General features: G+C 65.0%; 20 protein-coding genes and 2 tRNA genes. 16 read left to right on the top strand and 6 right to left on the bottom strand.

The annotated features are described in order from the left end of the window. Nucleotides 1–25 precede the first annotated feature (25 nt). The 11 genes from LOC56_RS07565 to LOC56_RS07615 all read left to right on the top strand — a co-directional run bounded on the left by LOC56_RS07565 (nucleotide 26) and on the right by LOC56_RS07615 (nucleotide 8,265). Nucleotides 26–259: a hypothetical protein gene (locus LOC56_RS07565; protein ID WP_229951676.1), complete on the top strand. Its 234-nt coding sequence runs from the start codon at nucleotides 26–28 to the stop codon at nucleotides 257–259. A gap of 35 nt (nucleotides 260–294) precedes the next feature. Then, entirely contained in the window at nucleotides 295–960 is a 666-nt protein-coding gene (gene nadD, locus LOC56_RS07570) for a nicotinate-nucleotide adenylyltransferase (protein ID WP_269437953.1), read from the top strand. A 24-nt stretch (nucleotides 961–984) separates the two neighbouring features. Continuing rightward, nucleotides 985–2,268, top strand: coding sequence for a hypothetical protein (locus tag LOC56_RS07575; protein ID WP_229951677.1), 1,284 nt, complete (start codon nucleotides 985–987; stop codon nucleotides 2,266–2,268). Between the two features lie 24 nt (nucleotides 2,269–2,292). Further along, entirely contained in the window at nucleotides 2,293–2,679 is a 387-nt protein-coding gene (gene rsfS / locus LOC56_RS07580) for a ribosome silencing factor (RefSeq protein ID WP_229951678.1), read from the top strand. Between the two features lie 9 nt (nucleotides 2,680–2,688). Then, the gene (locus LOC56_RS07585) at nucleotides 2,689–3,372 is read left to right on the top strand and encodes a histidine phosphatase family protein (protein ID WP_229951679.1); all 684 of its coding nucleotides are present in this window, start codon (nucleotides 2,689–2,691) and stop codon (nucleotides 3,370–3,372) included. A gap of 126 nt (nucleotides 3,373–3,498) precedes the next feature. Further along, a tRNA-Ala gene (locus LOC56_RS07590) sits at nucleotides 3,499–3,574 on the top strand. 49 nt (nucleotides 3,575–3,623) lie between these two features. Continuing rightward, a tRNA-Ala gene (locus tag LOC56_RS07595) sits at nucleotides 3,624–3,699 on the top strand. A 267-nt stretch (nucleotides 3,700–3,966) separates the two neighbouring features. Beyond that, the gene (locus tag LOC56_RS07600; RefSeq protein ID WP_229951680.1) at nucleotides 3,967–5,616 is read left to right on the top strand and encodes an FAD-dependent oxidoreductase; all 1,650 of its coding nucleotides are present in this window, start codon (nucleotides 3,967–3,969) and stop codon (nucleotides 5,614–5,616) included. Between the two features lie 149 nt (nucleotides 5,617–5,765). After that, complete coding sequence (gene pnuC, locus LOC56_RS07605; RefSeq protein ID WP_229951681.1) at nucleotides 5,766–6,428, top strand: nicotinamide riboside transporter PnuC; 663 nt, start codon at nucleotides 5,766–5,768, stop codon at nucleotides 6,426–6,428. After that, entirely contained in the window at nucleotides 6,425–7,531 is a 1,107-nt protein-coding gene (locus tag LOC56_RS07610; protein ID WP_229951682.1) for an AAA family ATPase, read from the top strand. Before pnuC ends, LOC56_RS07610 begins: the two co-directional genes overlap by 4 nt. Next, complete coding sequence (locus LOC56_RS07615) at nucleotides 7,531–8,265, top strand: NUDIX hydrolase (RefSeq protein WP_229951683.1); 735 nt, start codon at nucleotides 7,531–7,533, stop codon at nucleotides 8,263–8,265. The genes LOC56_RS07610 and LOC56_RS07615 overlap by 1 nt, the downstream gene beginning before the upstream one ends. A 24-nt stretch (nucleotides 8,266–8,289) precedes the next feature. Here LOC56_RS07615 and LOC56_RS07620 read toward each other — a convergent pair whose 3' ends face one another. From LOC56_RS07620 to LOC56_RS07630, 3 genes are read right to left on the bottom strand one after another with little or no spacing between them, the layout of a single operon-like run. Next, complete coding sequence (locus LOC56_RS07620) at nucleotides 8,290–8,994, bottom strand: lysoplasmalogenase family protein (RefSeq protein WP_229951684.1); 705 nt, start codon at nucleotides 8,992–8,994, stop codon at nucleotides 8,290–8,292. A 56-nt stretch (nucleotides 8,995–9,050) separates the two neighbouring features. Next, nucleotides 9,051–10,358 (bottom strand): D-arabinono-1,4-lactone oxidase, encoded by a 1,308-nt coding sequence (locus LOC56_RS07625; protein ID WP_331460920.1) that lies wholly within the window; start codon nucleotides 10,356–10,358, stop codon nucleotides 9,051–9,053. Continuing rightward, nucleotides 10,355–11,650: an amino acid deaminase/aldolase gene (locus LOC56_RS07630; RefSeq protein ID WP_229951686.1), complete on the bottom strand. Its 1,296-nt coding sequence runs from the start codon at nucleotides 11,648–11,650 to the stop codon at nucleotides 10,355–10,357. The genes LOC56_RS07625 and LOC56_RS07630 overlap by 4 nt, the downstream gene beginning before the upstream one ends. Nucleotides 11,651–11,842: 192 nt before the next feature. On the opposite strand from LOC56_RS07630, the gene LOC56_RS07635 reads away from it, so the two are divergent. Both LOC56_RS07635 and LOC56_RS07640 read left to right on the top strand, forming a co-directional pair. Next, nucleotides 11,843–12,940 (top strand): fatty acid desaturase family protein, encoded by a 1,098-nt coding sequence (locus LOC56_RS07635; RefSeq protein ID WP_229951687.1) that lies wholly within the window; start codon nucleotides 11,843–11,845, stop codon nucleotides 12,938–12,940. A 62-nt stretch (nucleotides 12,941–13,002) separates the two neighbouring features. Beyond that, entirely contained in the window at nucleotides 13,003–14,076 is a 1,074-nt protein-coding gene (locus tag LOC56_RS07640) for an App1 family protein (protein ID WP_229951688.1), read from the top strand. Nucleotides 14,077–14,140: 64 nt separating this feature from the next. Here LOC56_RS07640 and LOC56_RS07645 read toward each other — a convergent pair whose 3' ends face one another. The 3 genes from LOC56_RS07645 to LOC56_RS07655 all read right to left on the bottom strand — a co-directional run bounded on the left by LOC56_RS07645 (nucleotide 14,141) and on the right by LOC56_RS07655 (nucleotide 17,058). Beyond that, nucleotides 14,141–14,410: a hypothetical protein gene (locus LOC56_RS07645; RefSeq protein WP_229951689.1), complete on the bottom strand. Its 270-nt coding sequence runs from the start codon at nucleotides 14,408–14,410 to the stop codon at nucleotides 14,141–14,143. A 568-nt stretch (nucleotides 14,411–14,978) separates the two neighbouring features. Then, nucleotides 14,979–16,079, bottom strand: coding sequence for an FUSC family protein (locus LOC56_RS07650; protein ID WP_229951690.1), 1,101 nt, complete (start codon nucleotides 16,077–16,079; stop codon nucleotides 14,979–14,981). A 40-nt stretch (nucleotides 16,080–16,119) separates the two neighbouring features. Further along, nucleotides 16,120–17,058, bottom strand: coding sequence for a LysR family transcriptional regulator (locus tag LOC56_RS07655; RefSeq protein WP_229951691.1), 939 nt, complete (start codon nucleotides 17,056–17,058; stop codon nucleotides 16,120–16,122). A 442-nt stretch (nucleotides 17,059–17,500) separates the two neighbouring features. Between LOC56_RS07655 and nrdH the strand changes: the two genes are divergently transcribed. From nrdH to nrdE, 3 genes are all read left to right on the top strand, one after another. Beyond that, a complete protein-coding gene (gene nrdH, locus LOC56_RS07660) occupies nucleotides 17,501–17,746 on the top strand; it encodes a glutaredoxin-like protein NrdH (RefSeq protein WP_227901614.1) in 246 nt (81 codons plus the stop codon). 99 nt (nucleotides 17,747–17,845) lie between these two features. Then, complete coding sequence (gene nrdI, locus LOC56_RS07665; protein WP_229951692.1) at nucleotides 17,846–18,343, top strand: class Ib ribonucleoside-diphosphate reductase assembly flavoprotein NrdI; 498 nt, start codon at nucleotides 17,846–17,848, stop codon at nucleotides 18,341–18,343. Beyond that, complete coding sequence (gene nrdE / locus LOC56_RS07670) at nucleotides 18,340–20,478, top strand: class 1b ribonucleoside-diphosphate reductase subunit alpha (protein WP_229951876.1); 2,139 nt, start codon at nucleotides 18,340–18,342, stop codon at nucleotides 20,476–20,478. Before nrdI ends, nrdE begins: the two co-directional genes overlap by 4 nt. The last annotated feature ends 44 nt before the right edge of the window (nucleotides 20,479–20,522 follow it).

Consider the following 20,522-nt stretch of genomic DNA (forward strand, 5'->3'; position numbering starts at 1 on the left):
ACCTATCGATCTCTAGGGGAGATACATGCTGATCCAGCTTACGGGCGCCGTGTTTACTGCTGCCGAAGAACACCACGTTGATCTGCCGGCGTCTCCGTACGTCTACGGTGGAGTCATCTTTGCGGCGCTGCTGTTGCTGATGCTGATCACGGTTTCCTTCTCCAACGTGGGCAACCGCCACACGGCCGAGCCGGAGCACATTGACCCCCAGCGCCAGTTCCCCGACAAGCATGACCACGGCCAGGCCATCCGGGACTGACCCCGTACGTGGAGTCAGCGAAGGCGTTCTTCCCCATGGGTGAACCGCAGCGGACGGAAAGCAACGGAAAGCGCAGATTCCGCCTCGGGGTCATGGGTGGAACGTTCGACCCCATTCACAACGGCCACCTGGTGGCGGCGAGTGAGGTTGCGTCCACGTTCGATCTGGACGAAGTAGTATTCGTTCCCACCGGTGACCCCTGGCATAAGCCGGCCGCGCAGCAGGTGAGTCCGGCCGAGCACCGGTATTTGATGACTGTCATTGCTACGGCATCGAACCCGCGGTTCACGGTGAGCCGGGTCGACATCGACCGGCCCGGCCCTACGTACACCATTGACACTCTGCGCGATTTGAAGGCAGCGAGGCCCGAGGCTGACCTGTTCTTCATCACCGGCGCCGATGCCATGGCGCAGATCCTGTCCTGGAAAGACATCCAGGAGCTGTGGTCATTGGCGCGCTTCGTGGGGGTGACGCGGCCGGGGCACGTTCTGGAGAACGTCGGCCGGGATGACGTCTTCCTGTTGGATGTGCCGGCCATGGCGATTTCTTCGACCGACTGCCGACGCCGCGTGGCCGAAGGCAACCCCGTGTGGTACCTGGTGCCGGACGGGGTAGTGCAGTACATCGCGAAGCACCGTTTGTATGCCTCCGACAGGCAGGCTCCGAACTCCGCGGAAACCGAAACAGAACCAGTAGCGTAAATACACATACCGGATGGGTAGGAAATGACTAACGGTCCAGAGTCCGCGCCGCGGCGCAGCCGCCGGGCGGCCGACGTACCTGTGGATTCCCCGGCCGGGCCGCGGGAACGTGAGTCCCAGCAGCGCGCCCGGGACCGGGAAGCACTGCGTGCGTACAAGGCCCTGGCAGAGACGCCGGAGCGCCGCGACCCTGAGACCGCTCCGCCCACCCGCCGGCAGCTGAGGCTGCAGCAGCAACAGCGTGCTGCGGCGGCCGCGTCCGGGGCCGGCTCGGCCGAGTCGCCCGCGGACCTCCCGGCCCTGCCGGAAGCCACCGGACCGGTCCCTTCGGAACCTTCATCGCCTGCCGTTGCGCCCCTGCGTCGGGAACGACGCCGGCAGTCGTCATCGGCGGGCACGGACGCGGAACCGGAGTCCCCGACGTCGTCGGAACCCCAGGCTCCGGAACTGCAGGACCCGGAACCTCAGGCACAGGCACCGCAGCACAAGCAGGAATCCGGCTCCGGCTCGCAGGCAACCCGAAAGCAGAGCCGTCGCGCCGCACCGGCCCCGGCCGCACCGTCCGTTACGGAAGCTCCCGCTGCCGGCACGGACCCGAACGCCGACGTCGAGGGTATGAGCGTGGAGCAGGCCCTGGCTGCCCGTCAGGCACTGGAGGGACAGGCCCGCAACCATGTTGCCGCCATGGAGACGCTGCAGGTTGATGATCCGCAGGCCGTGGACCTGGAACTGCTGGCCCAGCAGAAGGCCCTGGCCGAACGAGCCAAGGTACTGAACCGCCGCACCCGCGCCATCCAGAAACTGTCGCAGGAAAACGAGCAGCGCAAACCTTCGCCGAGCGACCCGAGCACTGCCCACAACCTGGCGATGGTGACCCCGCTTGAGTTCGTGAATGTCCCCGGGATGGAGCATCCCGTGATGAAGGCACCGCAGACCTCGCATATCCCCATTGTTACCTCGTCTACGCCGGTGGTGGATCCGGAGGCTGCGGCCGCGCGTCCCCTGCCGGTTGTTCCCGCCCAGCGCCGCACGTCTGTGCCGCGCCGGGTACCTGTCGGCGCCACGGACGTGCGGCACTCACGGATCCTCGCCCGCGCGGACGCGCTGGTTAATAAACCGGATGAATCCGAGGAAGCTGCCGCCCCTATCGGTGCCCGCAGTGCCTTCGGACTCGACCCGCTAGATGTTATGACGGCCGGACTCGGCCGTACCCGGAGGCTGCGTTTTGCGGCCGCCGGTGTTGCAGGTCTGGGCACACTTGCCCTGATCGTCGGAGTACTAATGATCGTCGGCGGCCTTGGCGGCTGACCGATTACCCCAAGGAGAAACACTTTGAGCGCCACCGAATCTTCCATCAACATTGCACGGGCGGCGGCCAAAGCGGCCTCGGCCAAGATTGCGGACGATATCGTCGCCATCGACGTGAGCGAACGGCTCGCCATCACCGACGTCTTCCTCATTGCCTCGGCATCGAATGAGCGCCAGGTCAACTCCATTGTTGACGGCATCGAAGAGGAACTGTCCAAGATGGACCTCAAGCCCGTACGCCGTGAAGGACGCAGCGAAGGCCGTTGGGTCCTGCTGGACTACGCCAACGTTGTAGTGCACGTCCAGCACGAGGAGGACCGGGTGTTCTACGGCCTGGAGCGTCTGTGGAAGGACTGCCCCGAGGTTGACCTTCAGCTCGAAGACGCCCCTGCCGGCGCCGAGTCCGAATAAACTGTGACCGTGAGCGCCCCTGCCCCCTGGGATCCGGATTCCGCGTCGCGCCGGGTGGTTTTCTGGCGCCACGGACGCACGGAATGGAACCGGGCGGGGCGCTTCCAAGGGCAGCAGGATATTGCCCTTGACGCCGCCGGCCTGCGGCAGGCCGCCGAGGCGGCGGCAGTGCTGCGGTTTCTCGAACCGGACGCAATCGTTTCCTCCGACCTGAGCCGCGCCCTTGGCACAGGCAGAGCCCTGGCTGCCGAGACCGGTCTTGACGTTGTTGAGGATAAACGCCTCCGGGAAACGTTTGCCGGCACGTGGGAAGGTCGTACCTTCACACAGATCGCGGAGCAGGACGCACCGCTGCTGACTGCCTGGTCGGCGGGGGTAGGCAGTGCCCGCGCGGGCGGCGGCGAAACGCGCGTCGACGTCGGCCGGCGTGTCGCCGAAGCAGTGAGTGAGGCCGTGCTGGAACTGCCTGCCGGCGGAACCCTCGTGGCCGTAAGCCACGGGGGAGCGATCCGCGCCGGAATCTGTGCCTTGCTCGGCCTGCCCACGGAGTCCTGGGCGGTCATCTCGGGAGTATCCAATTGCCACTGGTCGGTCCTTCAGGAAATCCCGGACCGGCACGGTAATTCCGCCTGGCACCTGGCGCAGCACAATGTGGGGCTGGACTCGCTCCCCAGCGGCCCGGTGGAGGGCTGACAGCCCGTCTTTCCCGCCCGGCGGGGGAGTGCGAAGTGGATTTTGCGCTCCTGTTGATTTGTACTAAGGTAGAGGAGTTGCTTCGCCCCGGTGAGCGGAAAAGTGAAGTAAACAACCTTTAGTTTTGGGGCTGTGGCGCAGCTGGTAGCGCACCTGCATGGCATGCAGGGGGTCAGGGGTTCGAGTCCCCTCAGCTCCACCAAAACCTTCGGGAGACCGAAGGGTTTGCGGTGGAAAACCACTGAAATTTCGGGGCTGTGGCGCAGCTGGTAGCGCACCTGCATGGCATGCAGGGGGTCAGGGGTTCGAGTCCCCTCAGCTCCACCAAGAAAGAGGTCTGAGTTATCAGGCCTCTTTTTTCATGTCCGCACAACTCCGGCCCGGGGACGTTCGAGCCGTCCCGCGTTCCGTTCCCGCCGCACGTGCCCTCAGCGGCGCGCTGTCTGCTTTGCCGGCGGACCCCGCCTAGCGCAGCCGGTCTTTCTCTGTGATACTCGCCTCCATTGGGGATGGGGAGCCCGGCCTCGCGGTGTTGCTTTACCGGCGCCTGCCCGTCCAACGACCTGTAGTTGAGAAACCGGCGGAGGCAGTCTGATGGAAGAAGTAGACGTTGTTGTGGTCGGCGCGGGAACGGGAATGTTCGCGGCGCTTGCGGCCGCGCATCACGGGATGTCCGCGCTGGTGGTGGAGAAATCCCCGTATGTAGGCGGATCAACCTCGCTGTCCGGGGGTGGCTTTTGGATTCCGGGAAACTCTGTCTTGGAAGAGAACGGCCAGAAAGAGGACCCGGAGCGGATCCAGACCTATCTCAGGGAAGCCACCCGGGGCGAAGTCGAGGATGAGCGCTGGCAGACCCACATTGATGCGGGCCGTGCCACCGTCGACCTGCTGCGGAGCATGACGCCGCTGAAGTTTCAGTTCATGACCGAATATGCCGACTATTTTCCCGAGCTCCCCGGAGGGTCGGCTACAGGACGGGCCTGCGAACCCAAGCCTTTCGATGCCAAATCATTGGGTGCCGACCGGGCGCTTCTGCGGGAGCCCAAGCTCAAGGCGCCGTTTCCCATGCCGATTACCAGCCGCGCCTACAAATGGCTGAACCTGGTGGCCCGCAGCCCCAAGGGTGTGCTCACCGGTGCCCGTCAGCTGGGCCTTGGGGTAGGCGGCATGGCGCTTGGGCGCGAGTATCTGGCCGGCGGCCAGGCACTGGCCGCAGGTCTCCTCGCCGGGCTGCGAAAGGCAGGGGTGCCGATCTGGACGGAGTCGCCGCTGGAGGACCTGATCGTCGAAGATGGACGTGTCACCGGCGTCGTCGTTGAGCGTGACGGGCGGAAAACCAGTGTCCGGGCACGCCGCGGCGTCATCCTGGCCACCGGAGGGTTCGATCGAAACGCCGGGATGCGGCATGAATTCCAGTCTCCTTACGTCGATGGGTCCTGGAGTTTCGGAGCCGAGTCCAATACGGGTGATGTCATTTCCATTGCCCGGAACCACGGCGCGGATCTGGCCTTCATGGATGCAGCCTGGTGGTTCCCGGCCGTGCCCGCCCCGGGGCCCATGCCGGGCGCGCTCCTTGCAGAGCGGTCGCTTCCGGGGCAGATCATTGTCAACGGCAGCGGACGGCGCTTCATGAATGAAGCAGTGAACTACATGACTGCCGGGCAGATCATCACCTCGAAGCACAGTCCGGAAGACCCCCACATTCCCGCCTGGCTGATCTTCGACCAGCGATACCGGAACCGCTATCTGTTCGGCGGCGGGATCTTCCCGCGCCAACCGCTGCCCAAGGCCTGGTACGAAGCGGGCATCGCAAAGCAGGAGCCAACCCTTGAGAAGCTCGCCTCGTCACTGGGCATGGCCGAACTGCCCGCAACCGTCGAACGGTTCAACAGCCTGGCGCGGGCCGGGCGGGATGACGACTTCGGCCGGGGTGACAGTGCCTACGACCGGTACTACGGCGATCCCACCATTTCACCAAATCCGTGTCTTGGGCCCATCGATGCCGGCCCCTACTACGCGGTGCAGGTTGTCCCGGGGGATCTGGGCACCTGCGGCGGCGTACGCGCCGATGCCAACGGGCAGGCCCTGGCTACGGACGGTACCCCGATTCCCGGGTTGTACGCTATCGGGAACGCTGCCGGTAATGCATTCGGGCGGGTGTACCCGGGCCCCGGTGCCACCATCGGGCAGGGACTGACCTTCGGCTACGCCGCCGCTCGAAACCTGGCCGACGTGGAGTCCTGACCGGGTTTTGGTAAAGCCCCACCCCAACGGGTGGGGCTTTATCTGTGTGTGATGCAGGTCTCAATACTGGCCCGGACGAAGCCTTCCGTTCTTTCACTGCCGGCCTTAGGCTACTCATTGTCACATTGACAATAAATCAGGAGACCGTCATGAATGCAGTACTGGACTGGATGAACTCGCCGGCAGCAACCCTGCTTGGAGCACCCGTCAGCTGGATCGAAGTCATCGGGTTCGTCACCGGTGCAGCCTGCGTCTACGGTGTGGCCCGGCAGAAGGCCTGGAACTGGCCCGTGGGCATCGTTAACAACATCGCGTTCATGGTGCTCTTCTTCGGGGCCGGGCTCTACGGGGAGACCCTCCTGCAGGCCGTGTTCGCCGCCGTGTCCGTTTACGGGTGGCACAACTGGATCCGCGGCGCCAAGGACACGGAGCAGAAAAGCGACCTGCCCATCCGCGACGCCAGCCGGAACGAGGTGATCGCCGGCATCGCCGCCGTCGTCCTGGCGACCGCGGGGATCGCCATGATCCTCACCCACGGAACCGACTCCGAGGTTCCCTGGCCCGATGCCTTCGTCCTGGCCGCGTCGCTCCTGGCCACTTACGCGCAGGCCAAGAAGATTTTCCAGCACTGGTACGTCTGGATTGCCATCGACCTCGTCAGCGTTCCGCTGTACTTCTCCCGCGGACTCAACCTCACCGCCATCCTCTACATCGGTTTCACCGCACTCTGTGTCTACGGTCTGATCGACTGGAAGCGCACGCGCACCGCAGCCGTCCGCCCGGCTGCCGCAGCCGGAAAGATACCGGCATGAACCTGTTTGGACAGGGTGTCGTGATCGGCAAGTTCTATCCGCCGCACGTCGGCCACCGGCACCTCATTGCCCGGGCAGCGGAGCAGTGCACGAAGCTCGCCGTCGTTATCCTTGGCAGCAGGTTTGAGAGCATCACCCTTGAAGACCGGGTTAAGTGGCTTGCCGCCGAGTTCGCGGAGACCAACGTATCCGTGATCGGGATGCCCGATGACTGCCCCGTGGACTACAACTCCCGGACCATCTGGAAGGCGCACAACGAGGCATTGCGCATGGCCCTCAAGCTGAAGGGAATCACAGCCGTCGACGCCGTCTTCAGCTCCGAGGATTACGGCAGCGAACTGGCGCAGGACTTCGGCGCCGCCCACGTCATGGTGGACAGGCTCCGCACCGCCTATCCCGTCAGCGGCACCCTCTGCCGGGATGACCTCAGCGCAGCCTGGCGGAACATCATCAAAGGCGCCCGGCAGGACCTGGCCGTGCGCATCATCGTCGTCGGGGCCGAATCCACCGGCACCACCACCCTCGCCCGGGCCCTGACCGAGAATTACCGGGCGAGCTTTCCCGAGCTCGTCGACGTTCCCGAATTCGGCCGCCAGTACACCTACGACAAGTTCGCCGCCGTGCAGGAAGCAAAGCCCGACGCCGTCCTGTCGGACATGGTCTGGACCGCTGAGGATTTTGCCGTCATCGGTGAACGGCAGAACGAGATGGAAAACGAAGCCGCGGCGCGGTGCCCGCTGGTCATCGCCGACACGGATGTGATCACCACGTCCCTCTTTGAGCGGGTCTACATCGGTGAGCAAAGCTATGGTTCCTACCTCGCCGTCGACCGGCTGCCCCGCCGCGACCTCTACCTCATTACCGACCACGACGGCGTCCCGTTCGAGGACGACGGATGGCGCGAGGCCGAGCACCCCCGCGCCGAGATGACCGAATGGTTCAAGGAGGAGCTCACGGCAGCCGGACACTCCTGGATCCTCGTTTCCGGCACTCCGGAAGAGCGGATATCCACGGCAACTGAGATAATCGACCTCATCATCGCCCAGCGGAACCGCTTCACCTCCCCGCCCTGGGCAAAACGGACGGTACTGACAGGAGCCTGATGGCCACCGAAGAAGAACAGTTCCTTCAGGACTACGCGCCCAGGGAGTATCCCTCCGTTGCGCTGACCGTGGATCTGGTCGTCTTTGCCGTCAAGGCAAGCACTCTCCATGCAGCCTTCGTGCGCCGCGGAGGGCACCCCTTCAAGGGTGCCCTGGCGCTGCCCGGCGGCTTCGTGGGACCGGACGAGGATGCCCTCACAGCCGCCTGGCGCGAGCTGCAGGAGGAAACCGGCCTGGAGCTGGGTGCGCACCGCGCCTACGTCGAGCAGCTCGCCACCTTCAGCTCACCGGGCCGCGACCCGCGCATGCGCGTGGTATCCGTCGCGCATCTGGCGCTGCTCGCAACCGACGGCAGCGCCCTGCCCGCACTGAACCCGGGCACCGACAGCGCTGCAGCACAGTGGCTGCCCGTGTACGAGGTCCTCGCCAGTGAGACGCTGGCCTTCGACCACCGCGCGATCCTCACCGCCGCCCTGGACCGGCTTGCCGGCAAGATCGAATACACCCTTACCGCTGCCAGGCTGCTGCCCGAGGAATTCACCCTCTACCAGCTGCGGCGGGTGCACCAGGCCGTATGGAACACCGACAAGCTCGACGCCGGGAACTTCACCCGCAAGATGACCGGCGCCCTGCGCGACACCGGACGCAAGGTCCTCCGCGACAAGGGCGCCCCCGCGGCGCTGTTCACGGTTCGGGACGAGTACCTCAGCCCGCCGATGATGCGCCCGGTGTGAGGCCTTTCGGCCGGGCCTGGGCGGTCAGCGTCCGTCCCGCCAGGTCCGGAGGACCCCGGCAACAATAAGGGCCTGCCCTGCGCAATAGGTCAGCATCACGAGGGGGTTGGTCCAGTCAGGCATCTGCTCGGGCAGGAAAATCCGGCAGGCCAGGATCGTGTCCGAGGAAAGGAACAGCAGGCCGCCGGCCGCGACCATCGGCCGGCACCGCGCCGCCGTCGCCGCCGTGCCGGCAAGGACAATGCCGTAGGCGGCCACGGCCAGGGCCAGACCGCCCAGTGCCGGCCACAGCACCACGAGCATCAGCACCCACCACAGCGGGAAGACCAGTGCCCACCGCGGGATTCGCCCGGCAGCGGCATACCGTGCCAGGAGCCAGATGTAACAGATATGGGCGACCCCGAAGGAGCCGAGCATCACCGGCAGTTCCGGTGCCGACGGGAAGAACGCGGCTGCGCCGTCACCAATCCAGGAGAAAAACAGGGCCGCAAGCAGCAGGGACGCCGGCAGCATCCGGCCGGCAGGCCCGCGGACGACGCCGCGCGCGCCCCACAGAGCGGCAATGGCAAGCAGCGGCATCAGGGTGAGCTTGGTGGGCTCGGCTATATCGGTGGCTTCGACCGCACGCGCCCCGATATGAACGGCAGAGGCTGCGGCGAAAGGCAGGAATCCCCACCACCAGGATCGGGGCAGGACGGAAGTCTGGCTTGGGGCGGGCGCGGCGGTCACGGCACTCCTTCGGGTCGGCTGCAGACCATCGTACGGTGCCCCCGGCGCGCTGGCCGTTAGGCGCCCAGCACCCGGTCCAGATAGGCGTTGGCGAAGACCCGGTCCGGATCCAGCCGTTCCCGTACCGCCAGGAAGTCCCCGAAACGCGGATACTGCTGAGCCAGCGCCGCCGCGTCGAGCGAATGCAGCTTGCCCCAATGCGGCCGCCCCCCATGGGCGAGCAGAAGTTCCTCAACAGCGTTGAAGTACTCGGCAAAGTCCTCCCGGTAATAGCGGTGCACGGCTATATAGGCGGTGTCCCTGCCGTAGGCGGTGGATAGCCACCGGTCATCGGCGGCCGCCCAGCGGACCTCTACGGGAAAGGAGATCCGCCAGCGGTGTTCCTCGATCAGCTGCTGCAGGGCGGAGAAGGCAGGCCCCACTCGGTCCGCCGGAACGGCGTACTCCATCTCCCGGAACCGCACGGTGCGCCGGGTGGTGAAGACCTGCGCCGAGGCATCCGAATAATCCCGGCCGCCGAGCAGCCGTGCCGCTGCGGCGTTGACGGCGGGGACTACCGCCGGTACGGCACTGCCTGCAGCGCAGGTGGCCCGGAACACGGTGTTCGCCAGCAGGGTGTCGTTAATCCAGCGCGCACCGGGGCCGGGCGGACGGCAGCGTGCAGTGCCTGGCAGGCGGGTGTTCGCCTTCGTGGCAGCCCGAGCGGTGTGCGGAAACCAGTAAAACTCGAAATGGTCGGTTGCTTTGATCCGGTCCGCCAGGCTCTCGAGTACCTCCGCCAGGGGTTCGGAGCGTTCCTGGGCCTGGAGTACGAATGCGGGTACGCACTGGAGGGTGACGTCGGCGATGACACCCAGGGCGCCCAGTCCGAGGGCGGCGGCCGGGAGCAGGGGGTCGTCTTCACCCACGCTCAGCAGGCCGCCGTCGGGCTGAACCAGGGTCACTCCCACCACCTGGGTAGCCATCCCGCCGAACGCGGCGCCCGTTCCGTGCGTACCGGTGGAGACTGCGCCGGCGATGGACTGCCGGTCAATGTCCCCGAGGTTCGGCATTGCCAGTCCGTAAGGTTCAAGCAGCGACGGTATCCGGTGCAGCCGGGTGCCGGCACGCAGCCGCACCCGGGACCTTCCGGTGTCCACTGCGACGAGCCCCTGCAGGGCGCTGAGGTCCAGTTGGACACCGTCGGTGGCGGCGATGTCGGTGAAGCTGTGGCCCGCGCCCACGGCTTTGACCCGCCGCCCGGCACCGGCTGCGTCGGCGACGCACCGCTGTAGTGCTGCAGCATCGGCCGGGCGCTCCACGCGGAGCGGTTCCGCCGTCACGTTCCGTCCCCAGTTTTCCCATACGGTGCCCGCCGCGGTCACAGGAACGCCTTCCCCTCGCCGCGGTAGGTGGGTAGCGTGCCCACGATCTTCCCGCGGTCCACGACCTGGTACTCGTTGAAATGTTCGGCCGGCTCGCCGCTCTTGGCGTGACGGAACCAGACGCGGTCACCGGGATGCAGCGTCCCGGCAGCTGCGCCGCGCAGGGGTGTCTGCACCTCACCCGCCCCTTCCCGCGGGAGGAAACGCAGGCCCGGAGGCCAGACCGGACGCGGGGCGCGGCTGGGTCCCGGCGGCCCTGAGGCGATCCATCCGCCGCCAAGCACGGTGGCGGTGTCCGACGTGGGACGGCGGACGACGTCGAAGGCATAGGCTGCGGCGGGAGCCGGCGTAAACGCGCGGTAGTTGTCGAACAAGTGTCCGCCGAAGAGCCCGGACCCGGCCGTGATTTCGGTGACCGCGGGATCCGCTCGCGTGGCTTCGATGGAGCCGGTGCCGCCGCCGTTCACGAATTCGAGCGGGCATAGTTCGCGCAGCCGCCCGGCAATGAGCTGCCTGCGGTCCAGGAGCTCGGCCATGGACCGCGGCTGGAGGTGCCGCATCAGGACATTCATCGGACCTGCCCCGGGAACGGCATCGCCTACGCCGGCTACCTGGGCTTCGTACATCATCAGGCCTACCAGCCGGAAGCCGGGACGGGCGGCAATCCGCCGGCCCAGCCCGACGGCGTCGTCCGGGGTGTGCAGGGGAGAACGCCGGGTGCCGATGAAGCCCAGCGCCGGCGCCTGCCAGGAGGCATCCGCATCCAGGCAGATACGCACTTCGGGGCGCTTTCCCGCCGGCGCCAGGGCATCTATCAGGTCCAGCTGGGATTCGTCATCGACCATCAGGGTCACCCGGGCGGCCAGCCGCTCGTCCCCGAGGAGCCGGGTCAGGGCCGCTCGGTCCGTGCTGGGATACCCCACCAGGACGTCCGTGCACTGCTCCGCCAGCCACAGGGCCTCGGGAAGCGTGTAGGCGAAGACGCCCTGGAAACCGGGGAGCGGAAGCAGCGCCTCGATGACGCCGCGGACCCGGAGGGACTTGCTGGCAATCCGCAGGGGAACACCGCCGGCGCGCCGGAGCAGGTCCGCGGCGTTGAGCCGAAGAGCCTCCAGCTCCAGCACTGCCACCGGCGCGGGCAGTGCCGCGGTTGCCTCCGACAGGGCGGGCCAATAGGTTTCCGGGGTCAGCCAGGGCAGGAGAGCGGCTGCGGTGTCCGGTGGGGCCGGGAAGCCGGACGGGAACAGTTGCAGAGGGGGAGCCGGAGTCCCGGCGTCGTTGCTGTTGCCCATGGTGACCTCCGTTGTCTGCACCCACCCTAAACGCGGAACACCTCACCCTCCAGCACGCAACGCGCTGCACCCGGCGGGCTATCTGCGGGATGTCACAGACAAACACCAGACTTCCGGGTTAGGGTGGTCACATCTGTAGAGCGATACCGCTCGCCACGCCGACTGGGAAGTCGTACACCACCAGAAGGCCGCATGAGCATAACCGCATCCTCCACTGCACCTGTTGAAGAAGTCCCGAGCGAAAAGAAACCGCGCCGGAACAACGTCACCAGCACCTACTCCGGACTGCTCAAGGCCGTCCGTGACGAAGGCCTGCTGAAACGCCGGAGCTCTTTCTACATCACCACGTTCGTGTTCCTGTGCGTCGGCCTCGTTGCCGCCGCGACAGGATCTTTCTTTATCGGGGAAAGCTGGTTCCAGCTGCTCATCGCCGCGGCGCTGGGCATCCTCCTGACGCAGCTCGCGTTTATTGCGCACGAGGCATCGCACCGGCAGGTCTTCGAATCGGGTCCGGCTAATGACCGGGCCGGCAAGTTCGTGGCGAACGCCGTCGTCGGCATCAGTTACCAGTGGTGGATGAACAAGCACAGCCGGCACCATGCCAACCCCAACACGGTGGGCAAGGACCCGGATATCGACATGGACACCATCTCCTTCCTTCCGGAGCAGGCGGCACGCCAAAAGGGCTTCATGGCCTGGTTTGCACGCCGTCAGGGCTGGTTGTTCTTCCCGCTGCTGATGCTGGAGGGCATCAACCTGCATGCGACGTCCATCAAGCACCTGTTCGCAAACAAGCAGGTCAAGGGACGCATCTCCGAACTGGTTATGGTCTTCACCCGGCTGGGCCTGTATCTGGCTGCCGTGTTCTTCTTCCTGCCGGTGGGAATGGCCTTCGCCTTCATCGGTGTGCAGCTTGCAGTGTTCGGTGTCTACATGGGTGCTTCGTTCGCCCCGAACCACAAGGGCATGCCGATTCTCCCCAGGGACTCCAAGGTCGATTTCCTTAGCCGCCAGGTTCTGACTTCCCGGAACATCGTAGGCCGCGGCATGAACACCCTGATGGGTGGCCTGAACTACCAGGTGGAGCACCACCTGTTCCCGAGCATGCCCCGCCCGTCGCTGGCCAGGGCGAGCGAACTGGTGAAGGAACACTGTGCCAAGCACTCCATCCCCTACACCGAGACCACACTCGTGCAGTCCTATGCCATCGTGGTTCGGTACCTCAACGAGGTAGGTCTCTCCGCCCGGGATCCGTTCGACTGCCCGGTCCGGTCCAAGTACCGTATCTAGCTTGCGGATCCGCCGGAGCAACGGCGAATACCTGCGATCGAAGCATCTGACAGACTAGGAATATGACAAAAAACCCCGCAGCCCGTCCGGCGGACAAAACCCCGGTGGCCCACCTCGGCATGCGCATGGAGGATTCCCTGCATGCATGGCGCGATGAACGTGCCCGGAAGCGGGGGGACGTGCAGACAGTCCTTCCCTTCACCGGCTACGGCTCCACTAAATGGGTGCGCGTGCTTGGCCGGGTCATCCTGGCCAAGCCCGGTTATTTTGACGGTGCTGAAAAGTCGATGGCGTCCAAGGCGATCGCGGACGGCATCCGCGGCTGGCGGAACTTCATGAGCCCGCCGGTAAACAAGGCCACGGTCACCGTAATTGTGGGCGACCAGAAGCATGTGGTCACCGCGGACCGAGGGGGAGTAGTTGACGCCGTCCTGCCTGCGGATCTTGCTCCGGGGTGGACCACCGTCCTGCTTCGTTCCGAAGACGGTGAGGAAACCACCGCTCCGATCTACGTGGTGGATCCCGCAGCCGAGGTGGGCGTGGTGTCCGACATTGACGACACCATCATGGTCACCGCACTTCCGCGGCCGATGCTGGCAGCCTGGAACACCTTTGTCCTCGATGAGCATGCCCGTACGCCCACACCGGGCATGGCCGTGATGATGGACCGCCTCGCGCGGGAAAACCCCGTGGGCCCGGTGCTTTACCTCTCGACCGGCGCCTGGAACGTGGCCGCTACGCTGACCCGGTTCATTACCCGCAACCTGTATCCGGCCGGTCCGCTGCTGCTGACCGACTGGGGTCCCACCACGGACCGCTGGTTCCGCAGCGGCCAGGCGCACAAGCGCAGCCAGCTGGAACGGCTCGCCCAGGAATTCCCGGACATCAAGTGGCTGCTGATCGGCGACAACGGCCAGCATGACGAAGAGATCTACGCCGACTTCGCCCAGCGCCACCCGGAAAACGTCCGGGCCATTGCCATCCGCCAGCTCTCGGCCGGCGAAGCGGTGCTGGCCGGCGGCCGGACGGGCAAGCCCGGGGAGACCCCGGTGGACGTGCCCTGGATCTACGCGCCCGACGGCGCCGGGATGGCCCGTCAGCTTGCCGAGATCGGTCTGCTGACGGACGAGGGGTAGCTTTCCCCCTTTCGCTAAACGGCTCGTGCCCTGGGAGGTCCCGGGGCACGAGCCGTTTCGCGTTTTAGGGCAGTTCTGCCTCAGTGATCGTTACTCCCCAGGGAACGCCTTCCGCCACGGTCACCGTCACGTCAATGATGCCTGCGGCGGGCCGCGCATCCACCGTCGCGGTGGTGGTTGCGCCCTCCTGCCCACACGAGAACGACACAGGGCCGAGCTTCGCAACGTCAACGGTGACGGTGCTGGCCCGGGCACAGTTTGCGTGGAAGGTAAGGGCCTCGGCATCACTGCGGACACCATGGACGGCGAAACTGCCGCCGTCCGCGTCCTCCATCTGGGTAACGAGGACAGCTGGGCCCTGGTCCGGCGCCGAGACCGGGAAAGCCGATCCGGACGGGGCTCCCGGGCTCTGGGTTGCCGGGCTCTGCGTTACCGGGGTCTCCGGGGCAGCGGAACCTTCCGCTGTTTCTGGTGTATCTGCTGTTGAACAACCTGACAGGGATATAGCGGCAAGTGAAAATGCGGCTAATGCCGGAAGTACAATTCTGCGTTGTTTCATTAACATTGGTTCCCCCTTTTTAGTGGGGAGGCCCTCCATGTTGTCTAACCCGATTTCCGGGCGGCTGACCCCTACGGATGGTGCTTTATGAATCGCAGTTCAATCTGTGTTTACATTTCGAAGTCTTGCTTTTCCGCCGGGCGCTGTCAACCAGGGGATGCGTCCCCGAAGGCCCCGGGACCCCGCGGATGCGTATTATTCCGCGCTTTTTGGGGAATTCAAATTGAATCGAAGGAACAGGTTTTCCGGGGGAGATTTTCGGGTATTGGCGGTGTGAATTCAGCCGGGGCGGAGGGCATGGTCCTAACGGTCCGCCCGCGCCGCAGGACAGGGAGAAGCGGACCTAGGCATCGTCGTCGGACTCCGTGTTGATGATCCGCAGGATGCGGCGCAGGTCCATGGCCAGGGCCGCCGTGGCATCCACCGGGCTGTCAGCCGAGGCTGAGGTATTGACCAGCCGCACCAGTTCCACGAGCGCCTGGGTCGCCGTGGAGTGTTCCTCGCTTTCGGGATCCCAGGTCTCCACCGCTTCGGCGCAGGCGTTTACGGCCTCGGCCAGCGGCACGGTCAGGGCGGACGGGACAGCGACGTTCTGCGGATTCCGCCAGATGGCGTCGGTGAGGACTTCGGTCATATCCTTCACGTGCCGGGTGGCACGTTCCATCGCCCGCAGCGCCCGGTAGTCGGCAGTGAAATCACGGCTGTACTTGCGGCTGCGGATGTTTCCGTGCCGGCTGGTGTCTGCCAGCTCCACGGCTTCCCGGACCTCCTTGGTCAGGGTATCCAGTTCACTCTCGCGCTGGGACCAGTCCTCGTGTTTGGGCGGCCAGGTTTCCTCCAGCGCCGTCCCCATGTCCCGCAGCTGCCGTGCCAGCGATTTCCGCAGTGTCACCAGCCCGTTGACGGCGCCGTTCAGGTGCAGGGGCGGGAAGACGAGGGCGTTTACGCCCAGCCCGACAGCAACGCCGACCAGCATCTGCACGCCGTAGCCGAACGAGTAGCCGTCCGGATCATCACCGCCCAGGACCAGCACGAACAACGCAGCCATCGGCACGTATTCCCGGCCGGACGCGCCCAGGAAGGACAGCCCGCCAAGCAGCACGCCGATGCCGACGATCACGGAAATCGTCCAGACATTCGGGGTGCCGATCAGCAGTGCCCCCAGCGCCAGGAGCATGCCGGTCATCAGGCCCGCCAGGGTCTCCATGCCGGTGCGGAATGAGCCGGACACCGTGGGGTACATGCTGACAATGGCACCCAGCGGCGCGTAATACGGGTACTGCGAAGCCACCCCCGGCACATGCGGGGCGAGGGTCCAGGCGATGCCGACAGCAAGGGTCGCCTTGAAGGCGAGCTGGAAGCGGGTGACACGCAGGACTCCGGTCACCCGGTTGGTAACGGCACTCAATGACCGTTTGGAGATGGTTTTTTCGCCAGTGGTCATGTTTCGAGTATGGCCCGAGCCCAACTCGGGAAACGACTTTTCAGCCCTGACCGGCGCCGGATGTGGGGAGCGGCACTATGCTCCGGCGGCCCAACACATCGGCCAGCCGGTCCAGGAAGAGCCGGACCTGCACGTTTTGTTCGTGGATCAGCAGGGCGAAAATGCTGCGCGCCAGACGGATCTCGGGGACATCCAGCACCACCGTCCCGGCCGGCCGGTTCAGCATTGCCAGTTCCGGCACCAGCGCCGCGCCCAGGCCGGCGGAAGCCATCGCCAGGCTGGCATTGAAGTCATCGCAGTACGCAGCCACCTGCGGGTGGAGGCTGCAGCTGGCGAAGAGCCGCTCAATCACCAGGGCGTCGGGGGTGCCGGGATGGTGCATGATCCAGGGCATCCCGGCCAGCTGCTCGGCGGACACCTCGGCACCGCTGCGGATGCCCCAGGACTCGGGCAGCACTACACGGAAGTTATCGTCGCCCAGCCAGCGGCGGCTGATGGAGGAGGGCCAGGCCAGTCCGCCCTGGCCCACCTGGTACACCAGGGCGACGTCGAGGTTTCCTCCGGTGCGCAGTCCCTGGATGGTCTGCGCGGGTTCGGCAACGGAAAGCAGCAGGTCAATTCCCAGGTCCCGCCACTGGGGCGAGGCCAGCAGCTCCGGCAGGGCGAAGGTGGCCAGGCTGGGGAAGATGCCCAGGCGCAGCACCTCTGAGCTGCCCGGTCCGGGACGCGCCGCGGCCGCCAGGAGGGCATCCATGTCGGTGAGCACCTTGACGGCGTGCCTGGCCATAACGACGGCGGCTTCCGTGGGTGAGGCGGTGCGGGCGGAACGCTCGAACAGTCGCGCGCCGGTGTCCTTCTCCAGGGCGGACATCTGCTGGGACACTGCCGAGGCCGTGTAGCCCAGCCGCAGGGCGGCTGCGGCAAACGAGCCGGTGCGGAGAACCTCCAACAGCGTCTTCAGGTGCACGGGGTTCAGCATCCCTGCGCCCTCCTTCCTCGCCCCGGCGGGGCCGACCACAATATCTAGTGTTGCCGGGTACTAGACCCGACACGCCCACGGTACGCGACACGCTTGAATCTTGCCTGCCTCGTCACATGTGCACGGCGTTCTGCACAGGCTGTGGAGAACCCCCGCCGGGCCGCTGAAATCCCGCCTATTTACGCGGCATCCCCTGTGCACAAACTGTGGACGGCGGCCCTGTGTAATGACATACTTGTAATACATCATGTAGGGGTTCCACCTTGGGGGGCGCACTAGATGTAGTGTCTGGGCATGGAACTGGATGTAGTATCTAGGAACAGACTTCGAGAGCTTCACCAAGCTTCACAAGCAAGTTTTTGAACACGACGAGCGTCCAGTATCGCCGGCTTCATCAGGCACCACAGAACAGACTTCACGCTTCACTAGGGGAGACCACGCCATGACCGTTACGGTTTACACCAAGCCCGCCTGCGTACAGTGCAACGCCACTTACCGCGCCCTCGACAAGAAGGGCATTGTGTACCAGAGCGTCGACATGTCGCAGGACCCCGAGGCCCTCGAGCGCGTCCGTTCCATGGGCTACATGCAGGCCCCCGTTGTCGTCACCGAGCAGGACTCCTGGTCCGGCTTCCGGCCCGACAAGATCGAAGAGCTGGCCCAGGCGCAGGTTTCCTCCGTAGCCTAGGGAGCCGCCGGGCTCCGTCCGGCTTTCCCGCCGCAGCACCTCGCATCACGCACCACCCGCGCAATACCCGTCAGGAGCGCAGCAACCATGGCACTGGGGATGGCAGACCAAGCCGGCTTTGCGCCGGCATCGGCATCCGCAGGGGATAGACAACCGGAAACGGACGCCTCCCTGATCTACTTCTCCTCAGCCTCCGGGTATACCCGCCGCTTTGTGGAAAAGCTCGGGATCTTCGCGGCGGCTCTTCCGCTCCACACCTCCCAGCCCACACTGCTGGCCACCCGGCCCTACGTACTGCTGCTTCCCACCTACGGTGGAACGGCAGCATCACCGGGAGCCGCAGCCCGGGGCGCCGTTCCCAAACAGGTCATCAAGTTCCTGAACAACGAGCGCAACCGCTCCTTGATCCGGGGTGTGATCGGAGCGGGCAACACAAACTTCGGGGAATCCTATTGCCTCGCGGCGGACATCATCGCCGTGAAGTGCCAGGTCCCCGTGCTGTATCGATTTGAACTCATGGGCACGTCCGAGGACGTTGCCAAGGTTAACGAAGGATTGGAAAAGTTTTGGACACATCAGTCGCAGAAGCCGGCATGACGGACTCCAAGGAGCTCCCGGAGGCTTACAAGGGCCTGGGCTATCACGAGCTCAACGCCATGCTGAACCTGTACGGCAAGAACGGAGAGATTCAGTTCGACGCCGACCGCGCTGCTGCGCGCCAGTACTTCCTCCAGCACGTTAACAACAACACGGTCTTCTTCCATGACCTGGAAGAGAAGCTGGAATACCTGGTCAAGAACGACTACTACGAGCCGGAAACGCTCGACCAGTACTCCATGACCTTCATCAAGGAGCTGTACAACCGCGCCTACAAGAAGAAGTTCCGCTTCGAAACCTTCCTCGGCGCGTTCAAGTTCTACACCTCGTACACGCTGAAGACCTTCGACGGCAAGCGTTACCTGGAGCGTTACGAAGACCGTGTCTGCATGGTTGCCCTGCACCTGGCCCGCGGCGACGAGCAGCTCGCCACGCAGATGGTGGACGAAATCATCGAAGGCCGCTTCCAGCCCGCCACCCCCACGTTCCTCAACGCCGGCAAGGCCCAGCGCGGCGAGCTGGTCTCCTGCTTCCTGCTGCGTATCGAGGACAACATGGAGTCCATCGGCCGCTCCATCAACTCCGCTCTGCAGCTGTCCAAGCGCGGCGGCGGCGTTGCCTTTGCGCTGACCAACATCCGCGAGGTCGGCGCGCCGATCAAGCAGATCGAGAACCAGTCCTCCGGCGTCATCCCCGTGATGAAGCTCCTCGAGGACAGCTTCTCCTACGCCAACCAGCTCGGAGCCCGCCAGGGTGCCGGTGCCGTGTACCTGCACGCCCACCACCCGGACATCAACCGGTTCCTGGACACCAAGCGCGAGAACGCTGACGAGAAGATCCGCATCAAGACCCTCTCGCTCGGCGTCGTCGTTCCCGACATCACCTTCGAACTGGCCAAGCGCGACGAGGACATGTACCTGTTCTCCCCGTACGACGTCGAGAAGGTTTACGGCATGCCGTTCTCCGACATCTCGGTCACCGAAAAGTACTACGAGATGGTCGACGACGCGCGGATCAAGAAGACCAAGATCCGTGCCCGCGACTTCTTCCAGACCCTCGCCGAGATCCAGTTCGAGTCCGGTTACCCGTACATCATGTTCGAGGACACGGTGAACCGGGAGAACCCGATCGAGGGCAAGATCATCATGTCCAACCTGTGCTCGGAAATCCTCCAGGTTTCCCAGCCCACCACGTACAACGATGACCTGTCCTACGACGAGACCGGCAAGGACATCTCCTGCAACCTCGGCTCGCTGAACATTGCCAAGACCATGGACTCGCCGGACTTCGGCCGGACCATCGAGACGGCTATCCGCGCGCTGACCGCCGTTTCGGACATGAGCCACATCGGTTCGGTTCCGTCCATTGCCAAGGGCAATGACATGTCGCACGCCATCGGCCTGGGCCAGATGAACCTGCACGGCTACCTGGCACGCGAGCGGGTGTACTACGGTTCCGAAGAAGGCATCGACTTCACGAACATCTACTTCTACACGGTGGTCTACCACGCCGTGCGGGCGTCGAACCTGCTGGCCATCGAGACCGGCCGCAAGTTCGCCGGCTTCGAGCGCTCCAAGTACGCCACGGGGGAGTACTTCGACAAGTACACCACCCGGGAATGGGTCCCGCAGACCCAGCGGGTCCGCGAACTGTTCGACGGCGTGCACATCCCCACCCAGGCTGACTGGGAGGCGCTGAAGGCTTCGGTCATGGAACACGGCATCTACAACCAGAACCTGCAGGCCGTGCCGCCCACCGGCTCGATCTCCTACATCAACAACTCCACCTCCTCCATTCACCCGGTGGCGTCGAAGATCGAGATCCGCAAGGAAGGCAAGCTGGGACGCGTCTACTACCCGGCGCCGTACCTGACCAACGACAACCTGGAGTACTACCAGGATGCGTACGAGATCGGCTACGAGAAGATCATCGACACCTACGCTGCTGCGACCCAGCACGTGGACCAGGGCCTGTCCCTGACGCTGTTCTTCAAGGACACCGCAACCACCCGCGATATCAACAAGGCGCAGATCTACGCCTGGCGCAAGGGCATCAAGACCATCTACTACATCCGCCTGCGCCAGCTCGCGCTGGAAGGCACCGAGGTTGAGGGCTGCGTTTCCTGCATGCTGTAAGGCTGCCGCTTTCCGCACCCCTTTCCCCGAACTTTTGAAGACAA

It is taken from the genome of Arthrobacter sp. zg-Y179 (assembly GCF_020907345.1).
In the GTDB taxonomy this organism is placed as follows: Bacteria; Actinomycetota; Actinomycetes; order Actinomycetales; family Micrococcaceae; genus Arthrobacter_B; species Arthrobacter_B jinronghuae.